The 24,524-nt window shown below is 64.0% G+C and carries 20 protein-coding genes and 1 tRNA gene; 14 read left to right on the top strand and 7 right to left on the bottom strand.

Annotation, left to right across the window (positions count from 1 at the left end):
- Positions 1 to 39: 39 nt before the first annotated feature.
- The 3 genes from SPYCA_RS07215 to SPYCA_RS07210 are packed head-to-tail and all read right to left on the bottom strand — an operon-like array spanning position 40 to position 4,219.
- Positions 40 to 1,407, bottom strand: coding sequence for a capsular polysaccharide export protein, LipB/KpsS family (locus tag SPYCA_RS07215; RefSeq protein WP_172594998.1), 1,368 nt, complete (start codon positions 1,405 to 1,407; stop codon positions 40 to 42).
- Positions 1,408 to 1,418: 11 nt separating this feature from the next.
- Positions 1,419 to 2,816 (bottom strand): DUF6418 domain-containing protein, encoded by a 1,398-nt coding sequence (locus tag SPYCA_RS19235; protein WP_172594997.1) that lies wholly within the window; start codon positions 2,814 to 2,816, stop codon positions 1,419 to 1,421.
- A complete protein-coding gene (locus SPYCA_RS07210; RefSeq protein ID WP_172594996.1) occupies positions 2,810 to 4,219 on the bottom strand; it encodes a surface carbohydrate biosynthesis protein in 1,410 nt (469 codons plus the stop codon). The genes SPYCA_RS19235 and SPYCA_RS07210 overlap by 7 nt, the downstream gene beginning before the upstream one ends.
- A 214-nt stretch (positions 4,220 to 4,433) precedes the next feature.
- Between SPYCA_RS07210 and SPYCA_RS07205 the strand changes: the two genes are divergently transcribed.
- From SPYCA_RS07205 to SPYCA_RS07170, 8 genes are all read left to right on the top strand, one after another.
- Entirely contained in the window at positions 4,434 to 5,384 is a 951-nt protein-coding gene (locus SPYCA_RS07205; RefSeq protein WP_120219581.1) for a UDP-glucuronic acid decarboxylase family protein, read from the top strand.
- 224 nt (positions 5,385 to 5,608) lie between these two features.
- Complete coding sequence (locus tag SPYCA_RS07200) at positions 5,609 to 7,225, top strand: hypothetical protein (protein WP_146625096.1); 1,617 nt, start codon at positions 5,609 to 5,611, stop codon at positions 7,223 to 7,225.
- 259 nt (positions 7,226 to 7,484) lie between these two features.
- Positions 7,485 to 8,948 carry a protein adenylyltransferase SelO gene (locus tag SPYCA_RS07195; protein WP_120219579.1) on the top strand — a complete coding sequence of 488 codons (1,464 nt, stop codon included), beginning with the start codon at positions 7,485 to 7,487 and terminating at the stop codon, positions 8,946 to 8,948.
- A gap of 86 nt (positions 8,949 to 9,034) precedes the next feature.
- Positions 9,035 to 10,204: a nucleotide sugar dehydrogenase gene (locus tag SPYCA_RS07190; RefSeq protein WP_120219578.1), complete on the top strand. Its 1,170-nt coding sequence runs from the start codon at positions 9,035 to 9,037 to the stop codon at positions 10,202 to 10,204.
- 192 nt (positions 10,205 to 10,396) lie between these two features.
- Positions 10,397 to 12,673, top strand: a complete 2,277-nt coding sequence (locus SPYCA_RS07185; RefSeq protein ID WP_331852520.1) for an autotransporter assembly complex protein TamA — start codon at positions 10,397 to 10,399, stop codon at positions 12,671 to 12,673.
- A complete protein-coding gene (locus SPYCA_RS07180; protein ID WP_120219576.1) occupies positions 12,673 to 16,896 on the top strand; it encodes a translocation/assembly module TamB domain-containing protein in 4,224 nt (1,407 codons plus the stop codon). The genes SPYCA_RS07185 and SPYCA_RS07180 overlap by 1 nt, the downstream gene beginning before the upstream one ends.
- Positions 16,896 to 17,111 (top strand): hypothetical protein, encoded by a 216-nt coding sequence (locus tag SPYCA_RS07175; RefSeq protein WP_120219575.1) that lies wholly within the window; start codon positions 16,896 to 16,898, stop codon positions 17,109 to 17,111. The genes SPYCA_RS07180 and SPYCA_RS07175 overlap by 1 nt, the downstream gene beginning before the upstream one ends.
- A gap of 172 nt (positions 17,112 to 17,283) precedes the next feature.
- Positions 17,284 to 17,910, top strand: coding sequence for a TMEM165/GDT1 family protein (locus SPYCA_RS07170; protein WP_120219574.1), 627 nt, complete (start codon positions 17,284 to 17,286; stop codon positions 17,908 to 17,910).
- A 47-nt stretch (positions 17,911 to 17,957) separates the two neighbouring features.
- Here the strand turns inward: SPYCA_RS07170 and galE are convergent, their stop codons facing one another.
- Positions 17,958 to 18,974 carry a UDP-glucose 4-epimerase GalE gene (gene galE / locus SPYCA_RS07165; RefSeq protein WP_120219573.1) on the bottom strand — a complete coding sequence of 339 codons (1,017 nt, stop codon included), beginning with the start codon at positions 18,972 to 18,974 and terminating at the stop codon, positions 17,958 to 17,960.
- A gap of 310 nt (positions 18,975 to 19,284) precedes the next feature.
- On the opposite strand from galE, the gene SPYCA_RS07160 reads away from it, so the two are divergent.
- From SPYCA_RS07160 to SPYCA_RS07135, 6 genes are read left to right on the top strand one after another with little or no spacing between them, the layout of a single operon-like run.
- Positions 19,285 to 19,590, top strand: coding sequence for a BufA1 family periplasmic bufferin-type metallophore (locus tag SPYCA_RS07160; RefSeq protein WP_120219572.1), 306 nt, complete (start codon positions 19,285 to 19,287; stop codon positions 19,588 to 19,590).
- 4 nt (positions 19,591 to 19,594) lie between these two features.
- Positions 19,595 to 20,455, top strand: coding sequence for an MNIO family bufferin maturase (bufB, locus tag SPYCA_RS07155; protein WP_120219571.1), 861 nt, complete (start codon positions 19,595 to 19,597; stop codon positions 20,453 to 20,455).
- Entirely contained in the window at positions 20,448 to 21,152 is a 705-nt protein-coding gene (locus SPYCA_RS07150; protein WP_120219570.1) for an HvfC/BufC N-terminal domain-containing protein, read from the top strand. The genes bufB and SPYCA_RS07150 overlap by 8 nt, the downstream gene beginning before the upstream one ends.
- Positions 21,149 to 21,607, top strand: coding sequence for a DoxX family protein (locus SPYCA_RS07145; RefSeq protein ID WP_120219569.1), 459 nt, complete (start codon positions 21,149 to 21,151; stop codon positions 21,605 to 21,607). The genes SPYCA_RS07150 and SPYCA_RS07145 overlap by 4 nt, the downstream gene beginning before the upstream one ends.
- Complete coding sequence (locus tag SPYCA_RS07140) at positions 21,604 to 22,125, top strand: sigma-70 family RNA polymerase sigma factor (protein WP_120219568.1); 522 nt, start codon at positions 21,604 to 21,606, stop codon at positions 22,123 to 22,125. The genes SPYCA_RS07145 and SPYCA_RS07140 overlap by 4 nt, the downstream gene beginning before the upstream one ends.
- 1 nt (position 22,126) lies before the next feature.
- Positions 22,127 to 22,774: an NrsF family protein gene (locus SPYCA_RS07135; protein ID WP_120219567.1), complete on the top strand. Its 648-nt coding sequence runs from the start codon at positions 22,127 to 22,129 to the stop codon at positions 22,772 to 22,774.
- A gap of 3 nt (positions 22,775 to 22,777) precedes the next feature.
- Here SPYCA_RS07135 and SPYCA_RS07130 read toward each other — a convergent pair whose 3' ends face one another.
- The 3 genes from SPYCA_RS07130 to folK all read right to left on the bottom strand — a co-directional run bounded on the left by SPYCA_RS07130 (position 22,778) and on the right by folK (position 24,501).
- Complete coding sequence (locus SPYCA_RS07130) at positions 22,778 to 23,785, bottom strand: NAD-dependent epimerase/dehydratase family protein (protein WP_172594995.1); 1,008 nt, start codon at positions 23,783 to 23,785, stop codon at positions 22,778 to 22,780.
- 76 nt (positions 23,786 to 23,861) lie between these two features.
- Positions 23,862 to 23,937: transfer RNA gene (locus tag SPYCA_RS07125), tRNA-Lys, on the bottom strand.
- A 42-nt stretch (positions 23,938 to 23,979) separates the two neighbouring features.
- Positions 23,980 to 24,501, bottom strand: coding sequence for a 2-amino-4-hydroxy-6-hydroxymethyldihydropteridine diphosphokinase (folK, locus tag SPYCA_RS07120; RefSeq protein ID WP_120219565.1), 522 nt, complete (start codon positions 24,499 to 24,501; stop codon positions 23,980 to 23,982).
- Positions 24,502 to 24,524: the final 23 nt, after the last annotated feature.

Below are 24,524 nucleotides of genomic sequence, written 5' to 3'. Positions count from 1 at the left end.
CTTGCTTCACCCAGAAATAGTCTTTGCAATCGCGCCTGTTCAGCAACGAAGATATGACGCCAGCGTGTCGGTAAATGTGCGCACCTCATCTGCGCCGGTGACATAGAGTTCGCCAGGCTTGCTGAGTTCCCAGGCGCCTGCGAACCAGTCGAGGCGGGCGGCATCGCTGGAACGGCGATCCTCGCCATTGACCAGTTTCTGCAGCGCGCCGGGCAGTTCGACGAGGTTGTCCAGCGCATGTGCGAAGGGCGCTTCGCGGTAAAATGCGTCGCCGAGCACGATAACGGGCAAACCGATCAAGCCGGCTTCCGCACCCGTCTTGCTGTTGATCGTCACAATCCCTCTGGCGCGCCTCATAACCGCATAATTATTGGTTCCGGGATCAATCAGTGCCAGGCGCGGGTAGCGCCGAAGCATGGCCTTGAGCCGGTCCGGCTGCATCATGCCGACCATTGCAGGGTGTTCCTTGATGGCCAGACGCATCCCGTCGGGAAGGTTGCGGCAAATATAGTCCACCAGCGCCAGTTGATCGAGATATTCGGGCGACCGAAGTGTCAGTGCGATGTCACCGGGCACGTGCAAGGGGAAATAGAGAAAATCGCCCATAACGTCGAGCGACGTGTAGTGGCCCGCAAGCTTGCGGGAGTTCACCAGGGCTTTCACATGCGTCGCGGCATGCTGCCCGATGAAGCCGAACTCCTGCCGCTTTCCGAGAATATATTTGTCATACGCCTTTTCGGCGAAACGCCTCGCGTTTCTGAGGTTGACCACCTTTTTCCACGCCGCGCTATAATGGTGAGCATCCTTCTTCGGAATGACGATCTGCCCATCTTCCAGCGTTCTCCGAAGATATTCCGAAAAATCGGCTCCATGAGGCGCGCACGCATCAGCGGGAATTACGGGAGCAGCGAAATCGCCCTCACGGAACAGCAACCGACCCCGAAAAAAGCTCGGCTCGATAAAAAAGTGGCGAATCCCGGCGCTGCGCGCGGCAAACCACGATCCAACCACCGAAAGAAAGCCGCCGACCTCCTGCACCATGACCGGCTGACCACGTCCTTGCGCGTCGGCGATGGCCGACTGCGCCGCGATGATGCTACGCGCGAGTTTTACTTTCATCGCCTCGTCATCCGCCCGCCCGAACGCGAAACGTTCGTGCGAGGTCCAATAGGCAAGGTTGGTGACTTGCACGCTGTCCAGCGTCGCGTCCAATCGGTCCACCGGCGGCTCGGCGACGTCATTCGCCGCAGTGACTGCAAAGCCACTGTTGTTCAACATGTCACACGACCGGTCGTCGAACGAAATGAAATGCGGCGCGAAACCACGCTCACGCAGATCGTCGCCGACGAGCAGCCAGAATCGGGTCTGATACTCAGCAAGAGTGGTGATAATCGGAACAGTTTCCATGTGATCGCCAACTAGAAAAGAGAAGGCCGTCGTGGACGGGGCGTTCGTCCTGTCAACGGCCAACCGCGGACCGACAGCGGCTCGCGCGCGATGAAATATTTTTCCATCGCCCAGATGACCCACAGCAGCGTGAATTTGACCAGAAAGGTCGGCGCGATGATGAAGTTCAACATGCCGCCGATGTAGCATAAGCTGAACCCATAAAAGACATAGAGCGCCATAATGCAGGTCAAAGGGCGTCCCTGGCCGAATGATCTGACCGCGCAATACAGGGCAAGAACCGTTGTTATGCCAAAAATGAGCATCAGTGGAATTGCCGAAAGAACGCCAAATAACAAGAAAAATATCTCAGGGTAGCCACCTGCATACTGCTGCCCCGCATCGATCAATTCTTCTGCGCGAAAAAAGCCAAGTTCTCGTTCCATAAGGTAATAAATGGTCGTGTTGCCTTCCGGCCGCGCCGGATTAATCAGCACTTGATCAATCGCCAGCCAGTTCACCCGTTCGGTAAGGCCGAAACGGATGGTGTCCCAGGTCGACGCCCATATCTGGATCGGCTGAACAAGTATGCGCTGCTTTATGTGGAAGAAGGGATCGGCATAATTGCGAACGTCATAATAGCTGTTGAACAGCAGGCCGACGATCGCGACACTGGCCGCGACGCCTCCCAACAACAACAGGACGCGCGACGATATAAGGACGCTCCATACGCTTTTTGTCGTTTCGCGGCGGATGGTGCCTGCACTTTCCAGGGCCACTATGGCGGCATAGGGAATGAAGAAAAAACTGAGCGTGACGAAAAAAGGCGAAAAGCGATTCCCCGTCAGCGCCCAATAGCAGAGCAGGGCGATCATCAAGCCGATACAGCTCAGGGAATATTGTTTGCCGAAAAGGCGTGGCAGAAAGGCAAATACACCGATCGTCGCGCTGATCAGGAAGTTCATTTCATAAGCCGGACCGTGGAGATAGCCCGCAACCCGACTATATTCGAGACGGTCCATACCCGAAAAAAGCGGGATAGTTCCGATCCGCAGCATATCGACATAAAGGAAGAGAATCAGCGCGCTAAGGCCGACAAACGCCGCCTTGCGAATGATGATGTGATAGGTCGTCTCTGTCTGCCGCCCTGCGATGTCGCGGACCAGCCGGTCCCGGCGAAGCAGCAAGGCCAGCGGTAACAGGAACGCGAAGCAGGAAAGTATGAATGCGGGCGCCGCCCCATTGCCGCCGACATAGCGTTCGAGTTCGATCGCATACACTGGGCCAAAGAGGTCGAGATAGGTGACGTCGATGATGCGATAGATCAGCCCAAAAAGAATGAAGAATGCGGCGAAAAAAACGTGTCGCTGCTTCTTCCAGAGCAGGAAGAGGAACAGCGCAGCGAAAACAAAGGCGATTGTTGTCAGCACTTTGCCCTCGGAGTCATGACGATGCTGGCGAGCGGAAGCCCAGTGATGGGATGGGAGGCGCTTGCAACACGCGGTCCGGAATGGCCGAGCAGGGCGCTCAATCGCTCGATCAGCGGCTGGACGTTCTGCGCGCGGAATATCTTGGCTCTGCGTGATGGCCGCGATCGTGCGCGCACATCGCGCACGATCGCTGTGCCCGCCAGATTACCGGCAAGTGCCTGGACCTTTTGCCAGAGGCTAGGGCGCGGATGCGAACCATTCAACGCCATCCTCAGGCTTCGATGGCTTTCGCCCGATCCGTCGACCTTCTGGGCGAGGATTGCGGCGACGCGCTCCGCGGCCCTGCCGTCGTTATGGTGAAAATAAGGATGGGCAACGCGGCGGTACAGCCCGTCGAGATCGACGTCGCGGGCTGGCGCATCGGATCGAAGAATGTCCAGCATTTCCGCGTAGGAGCCCACCAGATGACTGGCGCGCGTAGGAAGTTCGACGTGTCGACGCATAAAATCGCTGTTGATCCAGTCAGGCGCCAGCGGTGCAACGTGAGACATCAGTGCTTCGATAGCTGTACCGCAATTGAGGTGGACAAGTGCTCGGGCGCCGTTCAATGCCTCGAGAACCGGGCCGTCGCCATCGACCACGATATTGCCGTGGCCGGAAAAATGCGAGCGATAGGTCTCTAACCTCTCGAAAGGATGTGGGCGCAGGACAATTTGTGTTTCCGGCAGGTCGCGAGCAAGATCGTCGACAAGGGTGATGATCGCCTTCATTATCCGACGGTTTTCCGAGAGCAGTTCGTCGATATAGTTCGTGGAGAAGCCGAGTTCGCGGAGCGCCGCGCGATCGTCGCCACGCCCGTCGACGAAGCGCGGATTGGCCATGGGGAAGTTGGTGTTGATCAATATGTGACCGCGTCGCTTCGGCGGGCTACATTCGCGCAGAACGCCAGTGTAGAAATCGAAGCGGGGACAGCCGGTCAGGAAAAGCCGGTCCGTTGGCAGGACGGCAGCCCTGTCAAAGGCATCGCGAAGCCGTTCACCCCAGAAGAAATAGCCTGACAACAGGTCCGAAAAACCGCTCGTTGCGGTGTAGTCGGCGATTGCTTCGGGCGATGCCCTGCCTTCGCTTGACAGCACACCGCCCTCCGTATCCAGCACGAAGAGCCGGGTTCCCAGCGCGTGATACTGCCTCGCAAGCGGCAGGTTCACCGGGCGCGCGAAGTTCATCACCAGCGCATCGAGATCGAGGATCGGCACGTCGATGCCCTGCTGATACATGGGAATCAGCACTGTCTCTATGTCGTGTTGCGCCAAATGAAAGCCCAGCAATACCATGCCAGGCAGGTCGCGCGTCGGATGGTCGACGATAAGGCCGATTCTGCGGCGTTTGTCGGCGTAACTCACAGTCGCTCCAGCAGGATATCGGTGTTTCGTTAAAGGCTCGTTCGCCGGAACGCCGCCGGACGGGCGGTGACCCCTAATGTAGTTTCGACGACCTGTCCATGTGGTCCGCACAAATCGCCGCGCCATTGCAGCAAGTTGCAACCCTTGCGCTGGACAGGTTTGGGGGCATGGCATAGAGAGCCGCCAATCTCGCTGGGAGCTTGTTGTGCAGAAAATGAAATTTGGACGTAGGCGCGTATTGGTCACCGGTGGAGCCGGCTTTCTGGGCTCACACCTCATCGACCGCCTGCTGGCCCGCGGTGACGAGGTGCTTTGCGTCGATAATCTGTTCACGGGTGACAAGAGCAATCTTGACCATCTGGCTGGCAATCCGTTGTTCGAGTTCATGCGCCACGATGTTTGCTTCCCGCTGTTCGTGGAGGTCGACGCAATCTTCAATCTGGCATGTCCCGCCTCGCCGATCCACTACCAGCATGATCCCGTCCAGACGACGAAAACGAGCGTTCACGGTGCGATCAATATGCTGGGCCTGGCCAAGCGGCTGAAGGTGCCGATCTTCCAGGCGTCGACGAGCGAGGTCTATGGTGACCCGACGATGCACCCGCAGCAGGAGAGCTATTGGGGCAATGTCAACCCGATCGGTATTCGCAGTTGCTACGACGAAGGCAAGCGTTGCGCCGAAACACTGTTCTTCGATTATCATCGCCAACATCAACTGGACATCAAGGTCGCGCGCATATTCAACACTTATGGTCCCCGGATGCACGCGTCCGACGGTCGCGTTGTGTCCAATTTCATCGTTCAGGCGCTGCACGGCGAAGAAATCACCATCTACGGAGACGGCTCGCAGACCCGTTCCTTCTGTTACGTCGACGATCTGATCTCGGCATTCGTTGCCTTCATGGATGCGGGGCCGGAGGTGCACGGGCCGATAAACATCGGGAATCCGGCAGAGTTCACCATTCTCGAACTTGCGGAGAAGATATTGTCCAAGGTTGGCGGCAGCTCGAAGCTCGTTCGTCAGCCCCTGCCTCAGGATGACCCATTGCAGCGTCAACCCGACATTGGCCGAGCGAAGGCGCAGTTGGGCTGGGAGCCTGCCGTCGATCTCGATGAAGGTCTTGACCGCACGATTGCCTATTTCCGCAAAAAACTGGATATCTAAGCTTGGGTGTTGCAGACCGATCGGGCGTTGCGCTTCCGTGACCGTCGTGGCGTGAACATGGCCTGTTTGAGAACGGGGAGGCGTCCGATGTGGTGTCCGTGCGAAGCTCAATCGGCTCGTGCGGACCGCGCGTTGCCGTTCGCAATCGCCGACGCCCGATAGCATATTCGACCGGTTGCGTGCTGGCCGGATTTTTTTGGATGCAGGCAACGCGGGACGGATGCGTGACGATCCTGAGAAGGCATTTTTTATCGAATGTGCTGAGTGCGGGATCGACGCTTTTCGTCCATGCGTTCGGTTCGGAGCCGCCAGTCATCGTCGCCGGTCGTTTTGGCGCGGCAGGTGATTGGGACGAACGGCTCGGTCGCGGGTCTGACGACGGATCAGCAATTCAGGCCGCCATTGATTTCGCGGCCTCGATCGGCGGTGGAACGGTTCGTCTTGATCCGGGAAGAGTTTACAAGATCTCGTCGGATCTGATCGTGAAGGAAGATGTTCGGCTCGACCTGCGCGGATCGTCGGTCATCGGGTGCTTCGACAGCGGCAACCATAGCGCGTTCAGGATGCGAAGTCGTTCGGCGCTGTTCGGCGGGAGGGTGAAGGTCGTTTCGACCGGCCAGCCCGGGCTTCAGGGAGCCGCGCATTGCGGCGTGTCGGCAGGATGCCGCCTGGGAGATCCCAATGAGATTGCCCGTCCCAATCCCGATAATGATCCCCATGATTTTGAAGTATACGACCTTCGGATCCAGAGCGATAAGTGGGTGCCGGATGGAGACGGAGGGCACCTTGGTGCGCCGGCGATCCAGATCATTGGTTGCAGCCACTATCGGATCGAGAATATCGAGGTCCCGTCGTCAGACCGGATGTATGGCGCCGTTCATGTCGATTGGGGACATATCGGACCGATTTCGGCGCTTGACAGCGCGCACACCCAGACGATGAACAAGAGAGCCTATCTGGAGGGGACGGCATATGTCATCCCTTCGCGCCATGGAGTCATCAAGAATATTCGGGTCGGCGCATTGACGGCGCCATCAATCGGTACCGATCGGGGCAGCTTTTGTGTTCGGATATCGGGCGCCCATTCGGTCACGGTCGCGGATTGTTATGCCGAAAGCGTAACTTATCAGGCATATGTGCATGAGGTTGGCGATCTCGGCGCGGAGTTTGTGTTGCCCCGGGATCGCCATCTGCTGGGCAAGCGCATCAGGTTTGAAAATTGCCGCATTGGAAGCAGCGCGACCGGTCAGGTCTTTGAACTTCGTGGATATGCGGACAATATCGGCCGGGCCATGGCTGACGGCTATGATAATATGGTCGATCCGCTGGTGGAATGCGACGTCGTCTTCGATGGGGTATCAGGATCCGGCCCGGGAATCGGAGCGAATAGTGCGGGTGGCCGCGCTCTGCAGATACGGGGCGGCTTCATTCGTAACGCCGATCTCTCGCGATTCCGCGAAGGCATTCTGGTGGATGAACGGGCGTTTGGTGTTCGAATCGAAAATGTCGCCTGTTACGATTGCGCGCACGAGGGTATTCTGGTGCATCACCCCATTTTTCCGCCGGAAGATATCGTCATCGAAGGCGCTCGTGTATACGGCAATGGTCGAGATACTGCCTTCAGGGATGCGGCGGGGATCCACCTGGGAACATCAAGGCGCTGCCGTATCGTTCGCGGCGAGTTCGGATTGAAAGGCGTTGCAAAGGATTCGACGCAAGAATTCGCCTTTCGGATCGGCGCAGGAGCCAAGGCGGCCGTCATTGAGCAACCTCTAATTTATTCGCGTGGCAAGAACGGAAAAATCGAGTTTGTCCAGCGTCGCGATTTGACCAGATTATAGTTCTTCGTCGACGGAAGCCGGGCGATATCCGGGCTGGGCAATGCAGGGATTCACATGAAGCGCCGCCCAGCCGGTTTTGATGCCCGGTGGCCGACAGATTGGACGGCGCGTTGTTTGGATAAGGGCAAGCTTGGTGCGGCAACCGGCTGGGCACTCCAGGAAAGCAAGAAGTGGATACGCGGATCCGCATGCCCATCTGCGCCGCAGGGGCTTGCAAACAGATGGTCGCCGTTCAATCTGTGATTCTGGAGCGGTGGCAATGGATTTTGCGTTCGAGAATAGTTTTCATGCCGCCATGCAAGGCTTCTATGCGCCCGCCGAAGCCCTAAGGCCATCGGCGCCCCGGCTTCTCGCGTTCAACGATCGGCTGGCCGAAAGGCTTGGTTTCGATCGAGATGGAGCCGATGCAGACGAGCTTGCGCGGCTGTTTTCGGGGCAGGATATTCCCAAGGGCGCCGCCCCCATCGCGCTCGCCTATGCTGGGCATCAGTTCGGCCATTTTTCGCCGCAGCTGGGCGACGGGCGCGCATTGCTGCTCGGCGAGATCGTCGCGCCCGATGGCGCGCGCTTCGACATCCAGCTCAAGGGATCGGGGCCGACGGCATTCTCGCGCAACGGCGATGGCAAGGCGGCGATCGGTCCGGTGCTGCGCGAGTTCCTTGTGTCCGAGGCGATGGCGGCGATGGGGGTGCCGACGACGCGGGCGCTCGCCGCGGTGGCAACGGGCGAGCGCGTGCAGCGCGAACGGGCGCATCCGGGCGCGGTGCTCACGCGCGTCGCGAGCAGCCATATCCGCGTCGGCACCTTCCAGTTCTTTGCCGCGCATTTCGGCGCCGATCATGTGATCCAGCTATCGGACTATAGCATCAGGCGGCACTTCCCCGATCTGGCCGATGCGCCCAATCCGCACCTCGCGCTGCTCGACCGGGTGATCGACTTGCAATGCGACCTCATCGCGCGCTGGCTGGGCGTGGGCTTCATCCACGGCGTGATGAACACCGACAATGTCGCGATCAGCGGCGAGACGATCGATTATGGCCCCTGCGCCTTCATGGACCGTTTTGCCGCGAATACGGTGTTCAGTTCGATCGACGCGAACGGCCGCTACGCCTATGGCCGCCAGCCGCAGATCATGCACTGGAACATGGCGCGTTTTGCCGAAGCGCTGTTGCCCGCGATCCACCGCGTTTCGCCGTCCGACGTCGATGCGGCGAAGGCGCTCGTCGATGCGATTCCGGCAAAGTTTCGGAGCCGGTGGCACGCGCATGTGCGGCAGAAGCTGGGTCTTGCCGAGGGCGCGGGCGACGATGCCGAACTCATCGACGGCCTGTTCGACGAGCTGGAAAAGCTCAGCGTCGACTTCACCTCCTTCTTTCGTGCACTCGCGATGCTGCTCCGCGGCGACGGGGCGACGATGCAGGCGCTGCTGCCAGCGCCCGATGCGATGGCGCCGTGGATCGCCGCCTGGTGGCGGCGCATCGAACGAGGCGCCGCCAATCCGCTCGAGCTTGCCGACGCGATGGATGGCGTGAACCCGCTCTATATCCCGCGCAACCATCTTGTCGAGGCGACGCTCGAGGCGGCCGAGGGGGGCGACCTTGCCCCCTGGCTCGAACTGCTCGAGGTCGTGCGCCATCCGTTCGCGCCAAGGTCGGGGCTGGAACGCTTCGCCGAACCCGCGCCCGCCGACGCGGCGCCCTATACGACCTTCTGCGGCACATGAGGCATTGAGCGATCGCGGGGCCGTTGCTACGGACGGCGCCGCATCGGCCAAAGGATAAGCCATTGACAGCAGAACAGGAGTCGCCCGTGAAGATCGCCGTCGTCGGCACGGGCTATGTCGGCATTTCGAACGCGGTGCTGCTGGCGCAGCATAATGCGGTCGCCGCGCTCGACATCGACGCGCGCAAGGTCGAGCTCATCAACGCGCGCCGATCGCCGATCGTCGATCCCGAAATCGAGGATTATCTGGCGAACAGGCCGCTGAATCTCGTCGCGACGATCGACAGGCAGGCGGCCTATGCCGGTGCGGACTTCGTGATCGTCGCGACCCCGACCGACTATGACCCCGACACCAATTATTTCAACACGAGCAGCGTCGAAAGCGTCGTCGCCGATGCGCTGAAGCTGGCGCCCGGCGCGCTGATCGTCGTCAAATCGACCGTCCCGGTGGGCTTCACCGAACGGATGCGCGCCGAGCACGGCAGCAACGACATCGTCTTTTCGCCCGAGTTCCTGCGCGAAGGGCGCGCGCTGCATGACAATCTTTACCCGTCGCGGATCATCGTCGGCAATACGCATCCCCGCGCCGCCGATTTCGCGCGGCTGCTGCTCGAGGGGTCGCTGAAGCCCGATACGGCGATCCTCCAGACGGGCAATACCGAGGCCGAGGCGATCAAGCTGTTCGCGAACACCTATCTTGCGATGCGCGTCGCCTTCTTCAACGAGCTCGACACCTATGCGGCCGCGCACGGCGTCGATCCGCGGCAGGTGATCGAGGGCGTGTGCCTCGACCCCAGGATCGGCAGTTTCTACAACAATCCGTCCTTTGGCTATGGCGGCTATTGCCTGCCGAAGGACACAAAGCAGATGCTCGCCAATTACAAGGACGTGCCGCAGAATCTGATCCAGGCGATCGTTTCGTCGAACACGACGCGCAAGGATTTTGTGGCGTCGGAGGTCATCAAACGGAACCCGCGCGTCGTCGGGATCCACCGCCTTGCGATGAAGGCGGGCTCGGACAATTTCCGCGCCAGCAGCATCCTTGGCGTGATGAAGCGCGTGAAGGCCAAGGGGATCGAGGTGATCGTCTATGAGCCGCTGATCGAGGAGGACCGGCTGTTCAACTCGCGCGTGATCCGCGACCTCGATGCCTTCAAGGCCGAAGCCGACGTCATCATCGCGAACCGCATCACTGACGAACTCGCCGATGTTGTGGACAAGGTGTACAGCCGCGACCTGTTCGGCGCCGACAGCTGATCCGGCACGCGCGACGCGGCCCGGCGCGGCGCCGGGAACCGACCTGGGACCAGGGCGTTGGCCTTATGGCGAAGGGGAGAATCGGGTTGCGCGGTCAAGTCTCTGGGGCCACAAGTCTTCATCGGTGGCCAGCAGATGCGAAAATCTGACATAATCTGCGATCATGCGTGCCGCCGACGGGTGGTCCGAGGGTTGTTGATCGGTGCGGCGGCGTCTTCGGCATGGACGGTCGCACAGCCGGCCGCCGGGCAGCAGGGCGAAGCCGTCGCTTCGGAAGCGGTGGCCGCCGAACGGTCTTCCGAAGATCGCATCGCATCGCCATCGCCGCCGCCGCCCGGAGCGGCGCTTCCGGACGTCGAACCGATCATCGGCGACGACGAGTTTGAAAAGGCGATCCCGCCGATCAGCGCCGAGGACGATCCCGAACTCGACCGCCCGCTCGAATCGATTGCCGAGTTCGAACGGCGGCAGACGGTCGAAGCAGCAAAGCGCGCGGCGGAAGGCGAAGCGGATGCCGAGACCGCCGAAGGCGCTGCGCCGCCCGCGGTTGATGACATTCCCGTCCCCGCGCTGGCCGACAGCGATGCCGTCGAGGCGATCGGCGATGCGCCGATCAGCGACCGCGAACTGGCCGCACCGCTCCCCTCGCTGGACAATTTCGACGTCGAACCCGTCGAGTTTGCCGAGGCCGAAGAGGAGGGGGATAATCGCGAACTGGCATACCAGGTTCAGGTCAACGGACTGGAGGCTGCCGACGACAGCAGCGGCGTCGACCTTGCCGACCTGTTCGGCGATCTCTCGGCGCTCTACGATGGCGACGGCAAGGCCGACAATGCAGCGATGATCCGCGCGCGCCTGTCCGCCGACGGCGAGCTGATGCAGCGCATCCTTGCGTCGGAAGGCTATTATGACGCGATCGTCGACACGCGCATCGAGCGCGGGCCGCGCGAGGAGGGGCAGGGCCGTCGTCCGATCACCGCGATCATCGACGTGACGCCCGGACAGCGATACACGCTGTCGGACATCGTCATCGACGCCGCGCCGACGGTTCCGCCCGGCCTGATCGCCGACAATTTCCTGCTCAGCGTCGGCGAGCCCATCGTCGCACAGCGGATTCAGGGCGCCGAGGCGGCAATCGCGCTCAAACTGCCCGAAGAGGGCTACCCTTTCGCCGAGGTAGGACAGCGCGACATCCTGCTCGATCCGGCGACCGGCGACGGCGTCTATACGCTGCCCATCGACATCGGCAAACGCTCGCGTTTCGGCGGAATCGAGACGAGGGGCGACCTGGCCTTCGACGCCGATCATGTCGCGGTGCTCGCGCGGTTCAAGCGCGGCGACCTTTACGACAGCCGCAAGGTCGATGATCTGAGACAGGCGCTCGTCGCCACCGGGCTGTTCTCGACCGTCGCCGCCGAGCCGCAAGCGACGGGCGAAAGCGCCGGTGATGACACCGAATATGTCACGATGCTGGTGACGCAGCAGGCGGGCCCGCCGCGCACCATTGCTGCCAGCGCAGGTTATGGCACGGGCGAGGGATTGCGGCTCGAGGGCAGCTGGACGCACCGCAATATGTTCCCGCCCGAAGGCGCATTGACCTTTCGCGGCGTGCTCGGAACCCAGGAACAGGGGGTCGGCGCGACGCTTCGCCGCTCGAACGCCGGGCGCCGCGACCGGACCTTCGAGCTCGTCGCCGAAGCGACGCGTAGCAACTATGACGCGTTCGAGGCGCTGACGGGCCGCGTCGGCGCGCGCATCAGCTATGATTCGACGCCGATCTGGCAAAAGAAGTTTACCTATGCCTATGGCGTCGAACTCATCGCGACGCGCGAGGATGATTATGATTTCGCCGCTGGCGAGCGATCCTTTGACTTTTATACCATCCTGGGACTGAGCGGACAGGTCGGGATGGATCGCACCGACAGCCTGCTCGACCCGACCAGAGGATTTCGTATCACATCGCTGATCCAGCCCGAAGGGTCGCTGGCGGGGCGCTTCTCGCCCTATGCGCGGCTTCGTACCGACATCAGCGGCTATTATCCGGTGACGGACAATATCGTCCTCGCCGGTCGGCTTCGCCTTGGATCGATTCTGGGGGCGGCGCGCGAACGGCTGGCGCCGTCGCGGCGCTTCTATGCCGGCGGCGGCGGGTCGGTGCGCGGCTTTGGTTATCAGGAACTCGGCCCCAAAGACCCCAACAACGATCCGATCGGTGGCCGGAGCCTCAACGAGGTCGCGGTCGAGGCGCGCTATCGCTTCGGCAATTTCGGCGTCGTCGGCTTCGTCGATGCGGGGCAGGTCTATCGCAGCTCGGCGCCGACCTTTCAGGATCTGCGCTTCGGTGCGGGCATCGGCGCGCGCTATTATACCAATTTCGGGCCGATGCGCTTTGACATCGCGACGCCGATCGCGCGCAAGCCGGGTGAGGCGCGGGTCAGCGTCTATGTTTCGATCGGGCAGGCCTTCTGATGGCCGACGATCTGCCCGCGACCGAAACGGCGCCGGTCGCGGCGCGGAACTGGCCGCGCGCGATCCTGCGCGGCGCGGGATATGCGCTGCTGGGCCTCATCCTTCTTTTCGCGCTGTTCCTCATCGGATTGAACAGCGACGCCGGGCGGCGTTTCGTCGTCACCCAGATTGAAAAATATGAGTTCGAAAACGGGATGAAGATCGGCATCGGCCGACTCGACGGCTCGCTCTACAGCCGGATGATCGTCCGCGACTTCACCCTGTCCGATCCCAAGGGCGTGTTCCTGCGCTCGCCCGAGTTGCGGATCGACTGGCGGCCACTGCGCTATCTGGCGAGCCACATCGACATCCGCTCAGCAACCGCCGAAACGCTGGTGATGGAGAAGCTGCCGACGTTCAGGCCGGTGCCCGACACCGGCGAGCCGCTGCTTCCCGACCTCGACATCGACGTCGGCCGCCTCCGCGTCGATCGCTTCATCTTCGAGCCCGCGGTGGCGGGTGAGCGTCAGGTGGCGACGCTGAACGGCCGCGTCGCGATCGCCGACCGCCGCGCACAGATCAGCGCCAATGCCGAAACCATCGGCGGGGGCGGCAAGGGCGATACGCTGAAGCTGCTCCTCGACGCGGTGCCGGAGACGAACCGGCTGGCGATGACGCTCGATATGAGCGCCCCCGCGGGCGGCGTGCTCGCGACGATGGGCGGGTTCGAAGAGACGCTGACGGCAAAGCTCGACGGGCGCGGTGACTGGAAAGCGTGGAACGGCAATCTGACGGCGAACCTCGGCGCCGCGCCGCTCGCCCGCATCGCGCTGAGGGCGCGCGACGGCAATTTTGCAGCCAAGGGCAATGCGCAGCCGTCACGGCTGCTCAGCGGCCCGATGGCCGAGCTGCTGGCGCCTGAAACCGCCATCGACGTAAAGGCGCGCCTCGCCGGGCGCAAGGCGGTGCTCGACGGGCGGCTGACGTCCAGCGCGGCCGATCTTGGCATCAGCGGCGGCGTCGATCTCGGCGCCAATCGCTTTGAAGAGCTCGCGCTCGCGGTCAACATCCGTCGCCCCGGCGCGATCGCGCCCGCGCTGCGCGCCAGTGGCTTGCGCGCGACGGCGACATTCGACGGTGCGTTTGCACGTCCAAAGGTCGATTATCAGGCGAATGCCGCCAACCTTGCGGTCAACGACATCATCATCGACCGGCTCAGTCTCGCGGGCAAGGCGCGTGTCGATGCCGAGCAGATCCTGATTCCCGTCGCGGGCCGGGCGGCGCGCATTCGCGGGCTCGATACCGTTGCGGGCGGGACGCTCGCCGACGTGCGGCTCGACGGCGACCTCGCTTATGCCGATGGGCGGATTCTGAGCGATAATCTGCGCCTCCGCTCGCCGCGGATCGATGCCAGGGCGATCGTCGTCGCCGATCTGGGTCGCGGCTTCTACACCGGCGCAATCGACGGGCGGGTGAATGATTACCGGATCGAAAGCGTCGGCATCTTCGACATCGACACCGACGCCGACCTCAAGACCGCGCCGCGCGGCGGCTTTGAGATCGCGGGCCGCGTTCGCGCGCGTTCGACGCGGTTGTTCAACTCCGGGGTACGCGACGTTCTTGGTGGCAACGCCACGGTGATCAGCGATGTGCGATACGGCACCGACGGCGTCGTGCGCTTTTCGGGCTTGCGGCTGACGGCGCCGCGCCTGCGCGTCACCGGCGGGCAGGGGAGCTATGCGCCGGGCGGCCAGATACGCCTCGCCGCGCGGGCGACCTCGACGGACTATGGCCCGCTGGGTGTCGAACTGGCTGGCACGATCAGCGATCCGCGCGCGGTGGTGACCGCCGATCGGCCGGGGCTGGGTATCGGTCTCGCCAATCTCGTCGCGCGTGTCACCGGCGCCCCCAAGGGCTATCGCCTCGCCGCGACGGGCGATACCGATTATGGCCCGCTCGCCGCCGATGTCGTGCTGCTCACGGCCGCGGGGCCGCTGACGATCGACGTCGAGCGCGGCGACCTGTCGGGCATCGGTTTCAGCGGACGCCTTGTCCAGAGCGATGCGGGTCCGTTCACGGGCCAGCTCGACGCATCGGGGCAAGGGCTGGGGGGCCTCGTGCGGCTCACCGCCGCAGGCGCGCATCAGGCCGCCGCGATCAATGTGCGCGCGAACAATGTGGTGCTTCCCGGCCCGGCGCGGCTCGCGGTCGGGTCAGCGGTGGTCGATGCCGATGTGACGCTGTACGAGACGCCGCACATCGTCGCCGACATCCAGGTCGCCGACACGCAGATCCGCGATTATGACATCGCCGTCGCGCGCGTGAAGATCGATTATCGCGCCGGCAGCGGCAAGGCGCAGGCGCTCATCGAAGGCGTCAGCGGCGTTCCCTTCCGCATCGCGGCCAACGCCGATCTCAAGCCCGACCTGTGGCGTGCGTCGGTGCAGGGGCGTGCGACGGGCATCAATTTCCGCACCACATCGCCCGCGCGGATCGTTCCCGGCCCCGACGGCTATGAATTGCTGCCGACCAGCATCGACCTCGGCCGCCGCAGCAGCGCGCGCGTCGCCGGGCGCTTCGGCGAGGGGATCAGGCTTCAGTCGCGGTTCGACCGCGTCAATATGGCGATCCTCAATGCCGTCTATCCCGGCATGGGGATCGGCGGCCGTGCGAGCGGCAGTCTCGATTTCGAGCAAGCCCATGCCGACGCCTTTCCGCGCGCCGACGCGCGGCTGACGATCCGCAATTTCACGCGCACCACCGCCGTCTCGGTCAGCCAGCCGGTCGACGTCAATTTCGCGGGCAAGCTGCTCGCCGACGGCGGCGAAGCGCGCGCGGTGATGCGCAAGCGCGGCACCGTGGTCGGACGTATCCAGGCGTCGCTGCGCCCGCTCGGTCCCGCCGCGGGTGCGTGGACCGACCGGCTGCGCGCCGCGCCGCTCGGCGGCGGCGTCCGCTATAACGGCCCCGCCGATACGCTCTATTCCTTCTTCGGCCCCGCCGACCAGCATGTGTCGGGACCGGTTGCGGTCGCCGCCGATTTCGGCTGCCGCGTCGCCGATCCGTGCCTGAACGGCGTCGTCCGCGGGCGCGACATGGTTTACGAAAACCAGACCTATGGCACGCGGCTCGTCGGCATGAGGGTGAATGGCCGCTTTTCCGGCAACCGGCTGGAAATCGCCGAACTGACCGCAAAGGCCGGCGAGGGCACGGTCACGGCCAGCGGTTATATCAGCCTGTCGCAGGCTGATGGCTATCCGATGGACCTCGCCGCGACGCTCGACAATGCGCGGCTCGCGCGCAGCGAGAATATCGCCGCGCGCGCGACGGGCAATCTGCGGCTGCAAAAGTCCGCGGGCGAAACCGCGCTCTTGTCGGGCGACCTTCGCCTCCCCGAAACGCGCTATCGTATCGTGCGCGAAGGCGCGGCGCAGGTGCCCGTGCTGACAGGCGTGCGGCGCAAGGCGCCTGCGGGACGTACGCGGATCAGCGGCGATGGGCTGGCCGCGCTCGGCGGCAGCCTCTTCGACCTGATCCGCCTCGATATTCGCCTGCGGGCCTCCGATGAAATCTATGTCCGCGGCATGGGGCTCGAATCCGAATGGGAGGCCGATGTCGCCTTGCGCGGCACGACCCTGGCGCCGCGCGTGACCGGCGAGATCGAGCTGGTGCGCGGCACCCTGGGTTTTGCCGGACGCTCGTTCGAGCTGGAGGAGGGGCGTGTGACCTTCCCGACCGGCGACGCCTTCGACCCCGCGATCCGCCTGATCGCCAGCGACACCATCGAAACGGTAACGGTGAGCGTCAGCGTGACGGGACGCGCCAGCAACCCGCAGGTCGCCTTCTCCAGCGTGCCGGGGCTGCCGCAGGACGAGATCGTCTCGCGCATCCTGTTCGGCGATTCGATCACGACGCTGTCGCCGCTTCAGGCGGTGCAGCTCGCTTCCTCGCTCAACACGCTGAGCAGCGGGGGCGGGGGATTGAGCCCGCTCGGCGCGCTCCAGTCGGCGGCCGGCATCGACCGCCTGCGCGTACTCGGCCCCGACGACACGATCGGCCGCGGCGCCGCGCTCGCCGCAGGACAATATATCACCAAGGATATCTATCTGGAGGTCATCACCGACGCGCGCGGCTACACCGCGACGCAGCTTGAGATCAGCCTGACCCGCACGCTTTCACTGCTCAGCCAGGCGGGCGGATCGGGGCAGTCGAACCTGTCGATTCGCTATCGCAAGGATTATTGATGCGCGCGCTCCTGATCATCCCCTTGCTCCTCCTCGCCGCCTGCCAGGACGAGCCCGATTTCGACACCCGTTACGACAAGGCGGCGAAGGAAATCGATGCGCGCGCAAAGGCCATGGACGCCGACATCGCCGAAGCCGAAAAGGCGGCCGCCGCGGCTTCGGACTTGCCAGACGCCGCGCCGCCGTCTACCGCCGCCGCGTCATCTGGGGAGTAGCCAGCCGTCGCTTGCGACGGGCCGCCGCGTCAACATACTCGGTCGAGAGGCCGTGGTGCGGTGGAAGCGGTGCACCGCTTGGGCGAGACCAATGGCGTCGAGCCTCCGTCCGGGCCGGGCGGCGGGTTCGATGTCCGTTGGAATCGCGAAGCCGCCCGGCCCCGGAGTTGTCATGGAAGCCCTGTTCACCTCGACCGCTATCGTCGCGCTCGCCGAAATCGGTGACAAGACACAGCTGCTAGCCATATTGCTCGCGGCGCGCTTCGGCCGCCCGCTGCCGATCATCTTCGGCATATTGGTCGCAACACTCGCGAACCATGCGCTCGCGGCGCTGCTCGGTGCGCAGGCGGCCGCCCTTCTCGACAGCCCGGTCTTTCGTTACGCGATCGGCGTTTCGTTCATCGCCATGGCGGCGTGGACGCTGGTGCCCGACACATTCGATGACGAGGATGCGCCCAGGCCGCGTTTCGGCGCCTTTCTGACGACGCTCGTTGCCTTCTTCCTCGTTGAAATGGGCGACAAGACGCAGGTGGCGACGATTGCGCTCGGCGCGCAATATCAGGCGGTCGCGGCGGTCACGGTGGGCACGACACTCGGCATGATGATCGCCAATGTGCCCGCGATCTTCCTTGGAAACGAACTGCTGAAGCGCGTTGACTTGGCCAAGATACGCCTTGTTGCGGCGGTGTTGTTCCTCGCGATTGGTGTATGGGTGCTCGCGCAGACGGCGGGTGGCTGGGGTAAGCCCAGCACCCACCCAGTCATTGCGAGCGCAGCGAAGCAATCTCCAGTTCGATAGCTGGAGATTGCTTCGCTGCGCTCGCAATGACGAAGAATAGTCTGATATCAATCCGCGTTGCGCGTCGCCAGCATCCGCTCGAAGCGCCAGCTCGACGCGCACATGGCGTCAAGGTCGCGCTCCGCGGTCCAGCCCAGCTCGCGCGCGGCGCGGTCGGGGCTGGCGAAGCAGCTGGCAACGTCGCCCGCGCGGCGCGGCGCGATGCGATAGGGGATGGCGACGCCGTTCACGCGCTCGAACGCCTTGATCATGTCGAGCACCGAATAGCCCTGGCCGGTGCCGAGGTTCCAGATCGACAGTGACCGGTCGGCCCCGACAATGGCGTCCAGCGCCGCCGCGTGCCCGGCCGCCAGATCGACGACATGGATATAGTCGCGCACCCCCGTGCCGTCGTGCGTGTCATAATCGTCGCCGAACACCGACAATTCGCTGAGCCGGCCCGCCGCGACGCGGCTGATGAAGGGCATCAGATTATTGGGGACGCCATTGGGGTTCTCGCCGATCAGTCCGCTGTCGTGCGCGCCGACGGGGTTGAAATAGCGCAGGATCGCGATCCGCCAGTCGGGATCGGCGGCGGCGATGTCGCCCAGCATCTCTTCGATCATCAGCTTGGTGCGGCCATAGGGGTTGGTCGCCGACGTCGGATGATCCTCGTCCAGCGGCAGATATTGCGGCTGGCCGTAAACGGTGGCGCTCGACGAAAAAACCAGCCGCCTGGCGCCGCAGTCGATCATCGCCTCGATCAGCGACAGCGTGCCGCGGACATTATTGTCATAATAGCGGATCGGCTCGGCCACCGACTCACCGACGGCTTTCAATCCGGCGAAATGGATCACCGCCTCGATCGCGTGGCCGCGCATCGCACGGCGCAGCGCGTCGCCGTCGCGGATGTCGCCGACCACCAGCGGGATCACCGCGCCGGTGATCGCTTCCAGCCGGTCGATCACCGCTGCGTCGCTGTTCGACAGATTGTCGAAACAGGTCACGCGGTGCCCCGCCGCCGCCAACGTCGCCGCCACATGGCTGCCGATATATCCGGCGCCGCCGGTCAGAAGGATGTTCATCGCCGCCCTTTGGTCTGCCGTCCCATTCGCGACCCGCTCTGTGCTGGCGGCGCGCGACCGGGCTGGACTGAATACCACCTTTATTCTCGTCATTCCGGCGACAGCCGGAATCTCGCCGCTGCGTCAGAAGTCCAGGGTGAGATTCCGGCCTTCGCCGGAATGCCGTTTCAGATGAGGTTGATCCGGTTCCTATGCGATTGGCGGCGCTCTGCCAATTCCTGCCCGCGCACTGCGTAACCTTTTTCCCGCGGGCCGCGAACCCCGGACGATGCCATCCTCCGCATCAAACCATTTAGGAAGGGAGACTCCCATGACCAATTCGTTGAAACTGTCGCTTGCCGCGTCGGCGGTGCTTGCGCTTGCCGCGGGCCAGGCGCTCACGGGCACCGCGATCGCCGCCGAAGGCGCGAAGGACGCCAAGGAAAGATGCTACGGCGTCGCGCTCAAGGGCAAGAATGACTGCGCCGCCGGTCCGGGCACAAGCTGCGCCGGCACCTCGACCGTCGATTATCAGGGTAACGCCTGGAAATATGTCGCCAAGGGCAGCTGCGAAAAGATGGGCGGCACGTTGACCGCGCACAAGGGCAACGCCAAGCCGGTGCCGAAGAAGGGCTGACCCCATGGCTTCCGTCCCGCTCCACACACTGCCGCCGCGCGCCGGTATCGGGCTGAAGGCCCGGCACTATGCCGACGTGCTGGCGGCCGCGGAGCGGGGCGCGGCGCCCGCCTGGGCCGAAGTTCACCCCCAAAATTACTTCGGCGCGGGCGGGCCGCCGCATCGCTGGCTCACGGCGATTGCGGACGTCATGCCGATCAGCTTCCATTCGGTCGGCCTGTCGCTCGGGTCGGCGGCGGGTGTCGACCGCGACGAACTCGACGCGCTCGCGCGCCTTTGCGACCGTTACCAGCCCGCGATGGTGTCCGACCATCTGAGCTGGAGCAGCACCCCGCGCGACAGATTTCCCGACCTGCTTCCGATTCCTTACACTGACGCGGCGCTCGATCATTTCGCGCGCGAGGTCGATCATGTGCAGGACCGGCTCGGCCGTCGCATTCTGATCGAAAATCCCTCGCGTTATCTTGCCTATGCGCGCGATGACTGGGACGAGCTGTCGTTCCTCCACGAACTTTGTCGCCGCAGCGGCTGCGGCCTGCTGCTCGACATCAACAATGTCGAGGTCTCGGCCTTCAATCTCGGCCTCGATCCCGCGCCGTGGCTCGACGCGATCGATCCCGCGCTTGTCGGTGAAATCCATGTCGCGGGTCACGCGGTCAAGGATGACGGTGACGGCGGCCGGATCGCGATCGACGATCATGGTTCGTCGGTGCGCGACAGCTGCTGGGCGCTGCTCGCCCGCTTTATCCGCCGCGCGGGGCCGCGGCCCGTCCTTGTCGAATGGGACAGCGGCGTGCCCGATTTCGCCGTGCTGATGGCCGAGGCGGGCAAGGCCGACGCCTTGCTGGAGCCGGTCGATGCGTGACGGCGATCAGGCGGCGGTGGCGGCGACGTTGCTCCACGGTCCTCGGCACCTGCCGACCGGCCTGTTCGCCGGGACCGAGGCGGCGGTGCTGCGCGGGCTGCGCGTCCACGCCAACACCATTTCGCACGCGCGCCTCGTGGCGCTCGAAGACACGTTTCCGCGCCTCCGCGAGCATTTGGGGGAAGGCGTGTTCAACCGCCTCTCGCGCGCCTTCATCGACTCGGGCGGAGCCGAGCGGCGCGCGCTCGCCGACATCGGCGCGGGATTGGCCGACTGGCTGGATGATCCGCTCGCCGCTGACATCGCGCGCGTCGAATGGGCGTGGCTCGAAAGCTATCATGCCGCCGATGCCCCCGCGCTCCGGCTCGGCGACCTGGCCAGGTGCGACGAAGCTGCGCTGATCGCGACGCCGGTTCGCCGTCACCCCGCCGCGCGCATCGTGCCCCTCGCGGCCGATGCGGCGCCGCGCCTCGATCCCGCCTTCGCGCCCGGCACGGCAGCCATCCTCATCACCCGCCCCGATGCCGAGGTGCGGCTGTTCGCCGCGCATCCGGCGGATGCCGCGGTGCTCGATGCCGCGGCGGACATATCGCCGCTCGGTAACCTTATCGCGCTGCTGGGCGAAAACCATCCCGGCGGCGGGGCGGCGATCGCGGCGCTGATCGAGGCCGGGGCTTTTGCAAAGGTGGAAAGATGAAACGCTTGTTTGGTTTTTACGATCGCGCCGTCGGGATGGCATCGTCGCGGATCGCCGAGGGTGCAGCGCTGTTGCTGCTGCGCGTCGCGCTCGCGGGAGTCTTCTGGCGCTCGGGCCAGACCAAGGTCGCCGAGGGCGGCTTTCCAGCTATCGACCCCATACAATATGATCTGTTCGCGAACGAGTTTTCCGGCCTGCCGCTCGATCCCGCGCTCGCGGTGCCGCTGACGGTCTGGGCCGAGCATCTGTTCCCAGCGTTGCTGCTTTTCGGCCTCGCGACGCGCTTTTCGGCGGCGGCGCTGCTCGTGATGACGCTCGTCATCCAGATCTTCGTCTTTCCCGACGCCTGGTGGCCGGTGCATTCGCTCTGGGCGGCGATGGCGGCGATGCTGATCGTGCGCGGCGGCGGGCTGTTCTCGCTCGACGCGCTCTTTGCTAGGCTGCGCCGGAGATGAGCCTCGACGAACCTTCGCTCGCGCGGTTGATGGCCGCATCGCAGCGGGGGGACCGCGCGGCCTATCGCGCGCTGCTCGGTGATTGCCGCCTCTGGCTCGCGCGCTATTTCGCGCGCCGTATCGCGCCGCATCAGATCGACGATCTGATACAGGAAACGCTTGTGTCGATGCACCGCAAGCTCGCGACATGGGACAGCGGCCGCGCTTTCCTGCCCTGGCTCGCGGCGATCGCGCGTTACCGCTGGATCGACATGCTGCGCCGTCAACGGGACGAGGCGGAACTTGGCGACAATGACGCCGCGGTAGGCGCGGAGGACGAAGCGGTCCATGCGCGGCTCAGTATCGACCGGCTGATGACATTGCTGCCGCCTGGCCAGGCGCAGGCGATCACGCTGGTCAAGATCGAGGGCGCCTCGATTGCCGAAGCATCGCAAATCTGCGGCCAGAGCGAGTCGCTGGTGAAGGTGAACATTCATCGCGGCCTCAAAAAACTCGCACAACTTATTGAAAGTGAATGAAATGAACGACGCATCGATCGACGAACTGATCGACGGACTGGCCGACGAACTAAAACCCGTGCCACCCAAAAAGATGGTTCGGGGTCTGGCGTGGACGGCTGCGGGCTGGGTTGGCGGTGCAGTGCTGCTCCTGTGGCTTTACGGGATGCGTCACGACCTTGCCGCGGGCGGGATGCCCGCGCTGTCGATGCTCAGCTTCTGGCTGATCGCGGCCACGGGCGTCGCCGCGGCGTGGAGCGCGTTGCGCATGGGTCTGCCCGGCGTCGGGCGCGACTATAGCGGCTGGCGCTGGGCGGTGCTCGCGGCGCTGTCCTTGCCGCTCGCGGCATTGCTGCTGGCGTTCGGCGACACTCATGCGGCGATCGACGCGGCGCACGGCGGGCTCGACGCGCATTGCCTGTCGCTCGGCATTGCGTCGGGGCTGGGCGTCGGCGCGGCGCTGTTCCTGTGGCTCAGGTCTGGCGCGCCGACCTCACCGGCGCGGGCGGGCTGGGTGATCGGCCTCGCCTCGGGCGCCGCGGGTGCCACGATCGTCGCGCTGCATTGCGCCGACGACAATCTGATCCACATCGCATTGTGGCATGGATTGGCGGTGGTCATCTCGGCGCTCGCCGGGCGGCTGATTCTGCCGCGTTTCCTGCGGTGGTGATATTCAGGCGCTTCGTGGCAGCCAGTCTTTCCGATACCATTCGACAAAGGCGGAAATCCCGACCGAAATCGGCGTTGTCGGTGCAAAGCCAAGATCGCGTTGGATATCGCCGATATCGGCTGCGGTCTGATAGACGTCGCCATCCTGCATCGGCAGCAGGTTGATTTCGGCCTTGCGACCGCACGCCTGCTCGATGGCGGCAATCATATCGGTCAGCTTTTCCGGCTGGTTGTTGCCGATGTTGTAGATCCGGTGCGGAGTCGTGAAACCGCCCGGCTTCTCGCGCCCGTCGTCGGCGGGCGGGTGGTCGAGCGCCAGAACCACGCCGTTCACAATATCGTCGATAAAGGTGAAGTCGCGGCGCATATCGCCATGATTATAGACGTCGATCGGCCGACCTTGCAGCACCGCCTCGGTAAACTTCCACATCGCCATGTCGGGGCGTCCCCACGGGCCATAGACGGTGAAAAAGCGCAGGCCGGTCTGGGGAATGCGGAACAGATGCGCGTATGTTTCGCTCAGCAATTCGTCGGCGCGCTTGGTCGCCGCATAGAGCGAGATCGGCGTGTCGGCGCGGTCGGCGACCCGGAAGGGCGTGTCGGCGCGCATGCCATAGACCGAGGAGGAGGAGGCATAGACGAGATGCAAAATCGCGCGATGCCGCGCGAGTTCGAGGATGTTGACATGCCCGGCGACGTTCGAGTGGACATAGGCGGCGGGATTTTCGAGCGAATAGCGGACGCCGGGCTGGGCGCCGAGATGGACGATCCGGTCGATCCTTTGGCCCGCCAGCGCATTATCGAGCGCCGCAGCATCGCCAAAGTCGACGTCGAGGAAGGTGAACAGGCCGCCAGAATCGGCATCGAGCCGCGCCACGCGCGCGCGTTTGAGCTCGACCGAATAATAGGGCGTGAAATTGTCGATGCCGACAACCGCTTCGCCGCGGCGAAGCAAGGCCGCCGCGACCTGCATCCCGATGAATCCGGCAGCGCCCGTAATCAGCGTCGACAAATGATTACCCTCCATTGAACCTGCTTTCCGCGCCGGTCGGCGCGGGGCAGCTTATGGAACCAAAGAGGTTTAAATGTGGTGAGCCCTGCTGGGTTCGAACCAGCGACCTACTGATTAAAAGTCAGTTGCTCTACCGACTGAGCTAAGGGCCCATCGGCGCCCGGATGTTGCGGCGCGCGAGGTGAGCCGTCGCCCTAGTGCGCCGCGGCGCGCCGGTCAACCGGCTTTGGACGGACGAGCTGCGCGGCGAGCTGGCGGATGCTGCGCGCGTGGAGCGGGTGGCGCCAATCGGGCACGATCGCGCGGAGCGGGCCGAGCACGAAGGCGCGATCGGCAAGCGCGGGGTGCGGGATGGTCAGCGCCGCGTCGGACCAGGCGCCGCCCGACCAGAGCAATATGTCGAGGTCGAGTGTGCGGGCGCCCCAGCGCTGGCCTATGCGGCGGCCGAAGCGCGCCTCGATGTCCTGCAACCGTTCGAGCATTTCGGGCGGGCTCAGCTTCGAGGCGACGAGCGCGACGGCATTGGCGTAGCGGCGGCGCGAGGGGCCGACGGGATCGCTGGCGATGATCGGGCTGGCGTCAACCGCCTCGATGTCGTCGCTCTCCAGCGCGGCGAGCGCCGCGAGCAGCACCGCGCGCGGATCGCCATAGCGCGCATGGCGCCGGTTCGACCCGAGGCCGATCGCATAGAGGGGCAGCGGCATTGCGTTGCTCATGTCCGCGCGCCTATCGCAGCCGC

Source organism: Sphingopyxis sp. FD7, from assembly GCF_003609835.1.
Taxonomy (GTDB): domain Bacteria; phylum Pseudomonadota; class Alphaproteobacteria; order Sphingomonadales; family Sphingomonadaceae; genus Sphingopyxis.
The sequence above is the reverse complement of the archived record's forward strand: the minus strand, read 5'-3'. Positions and strand labels throughout refer to the sequence as shown.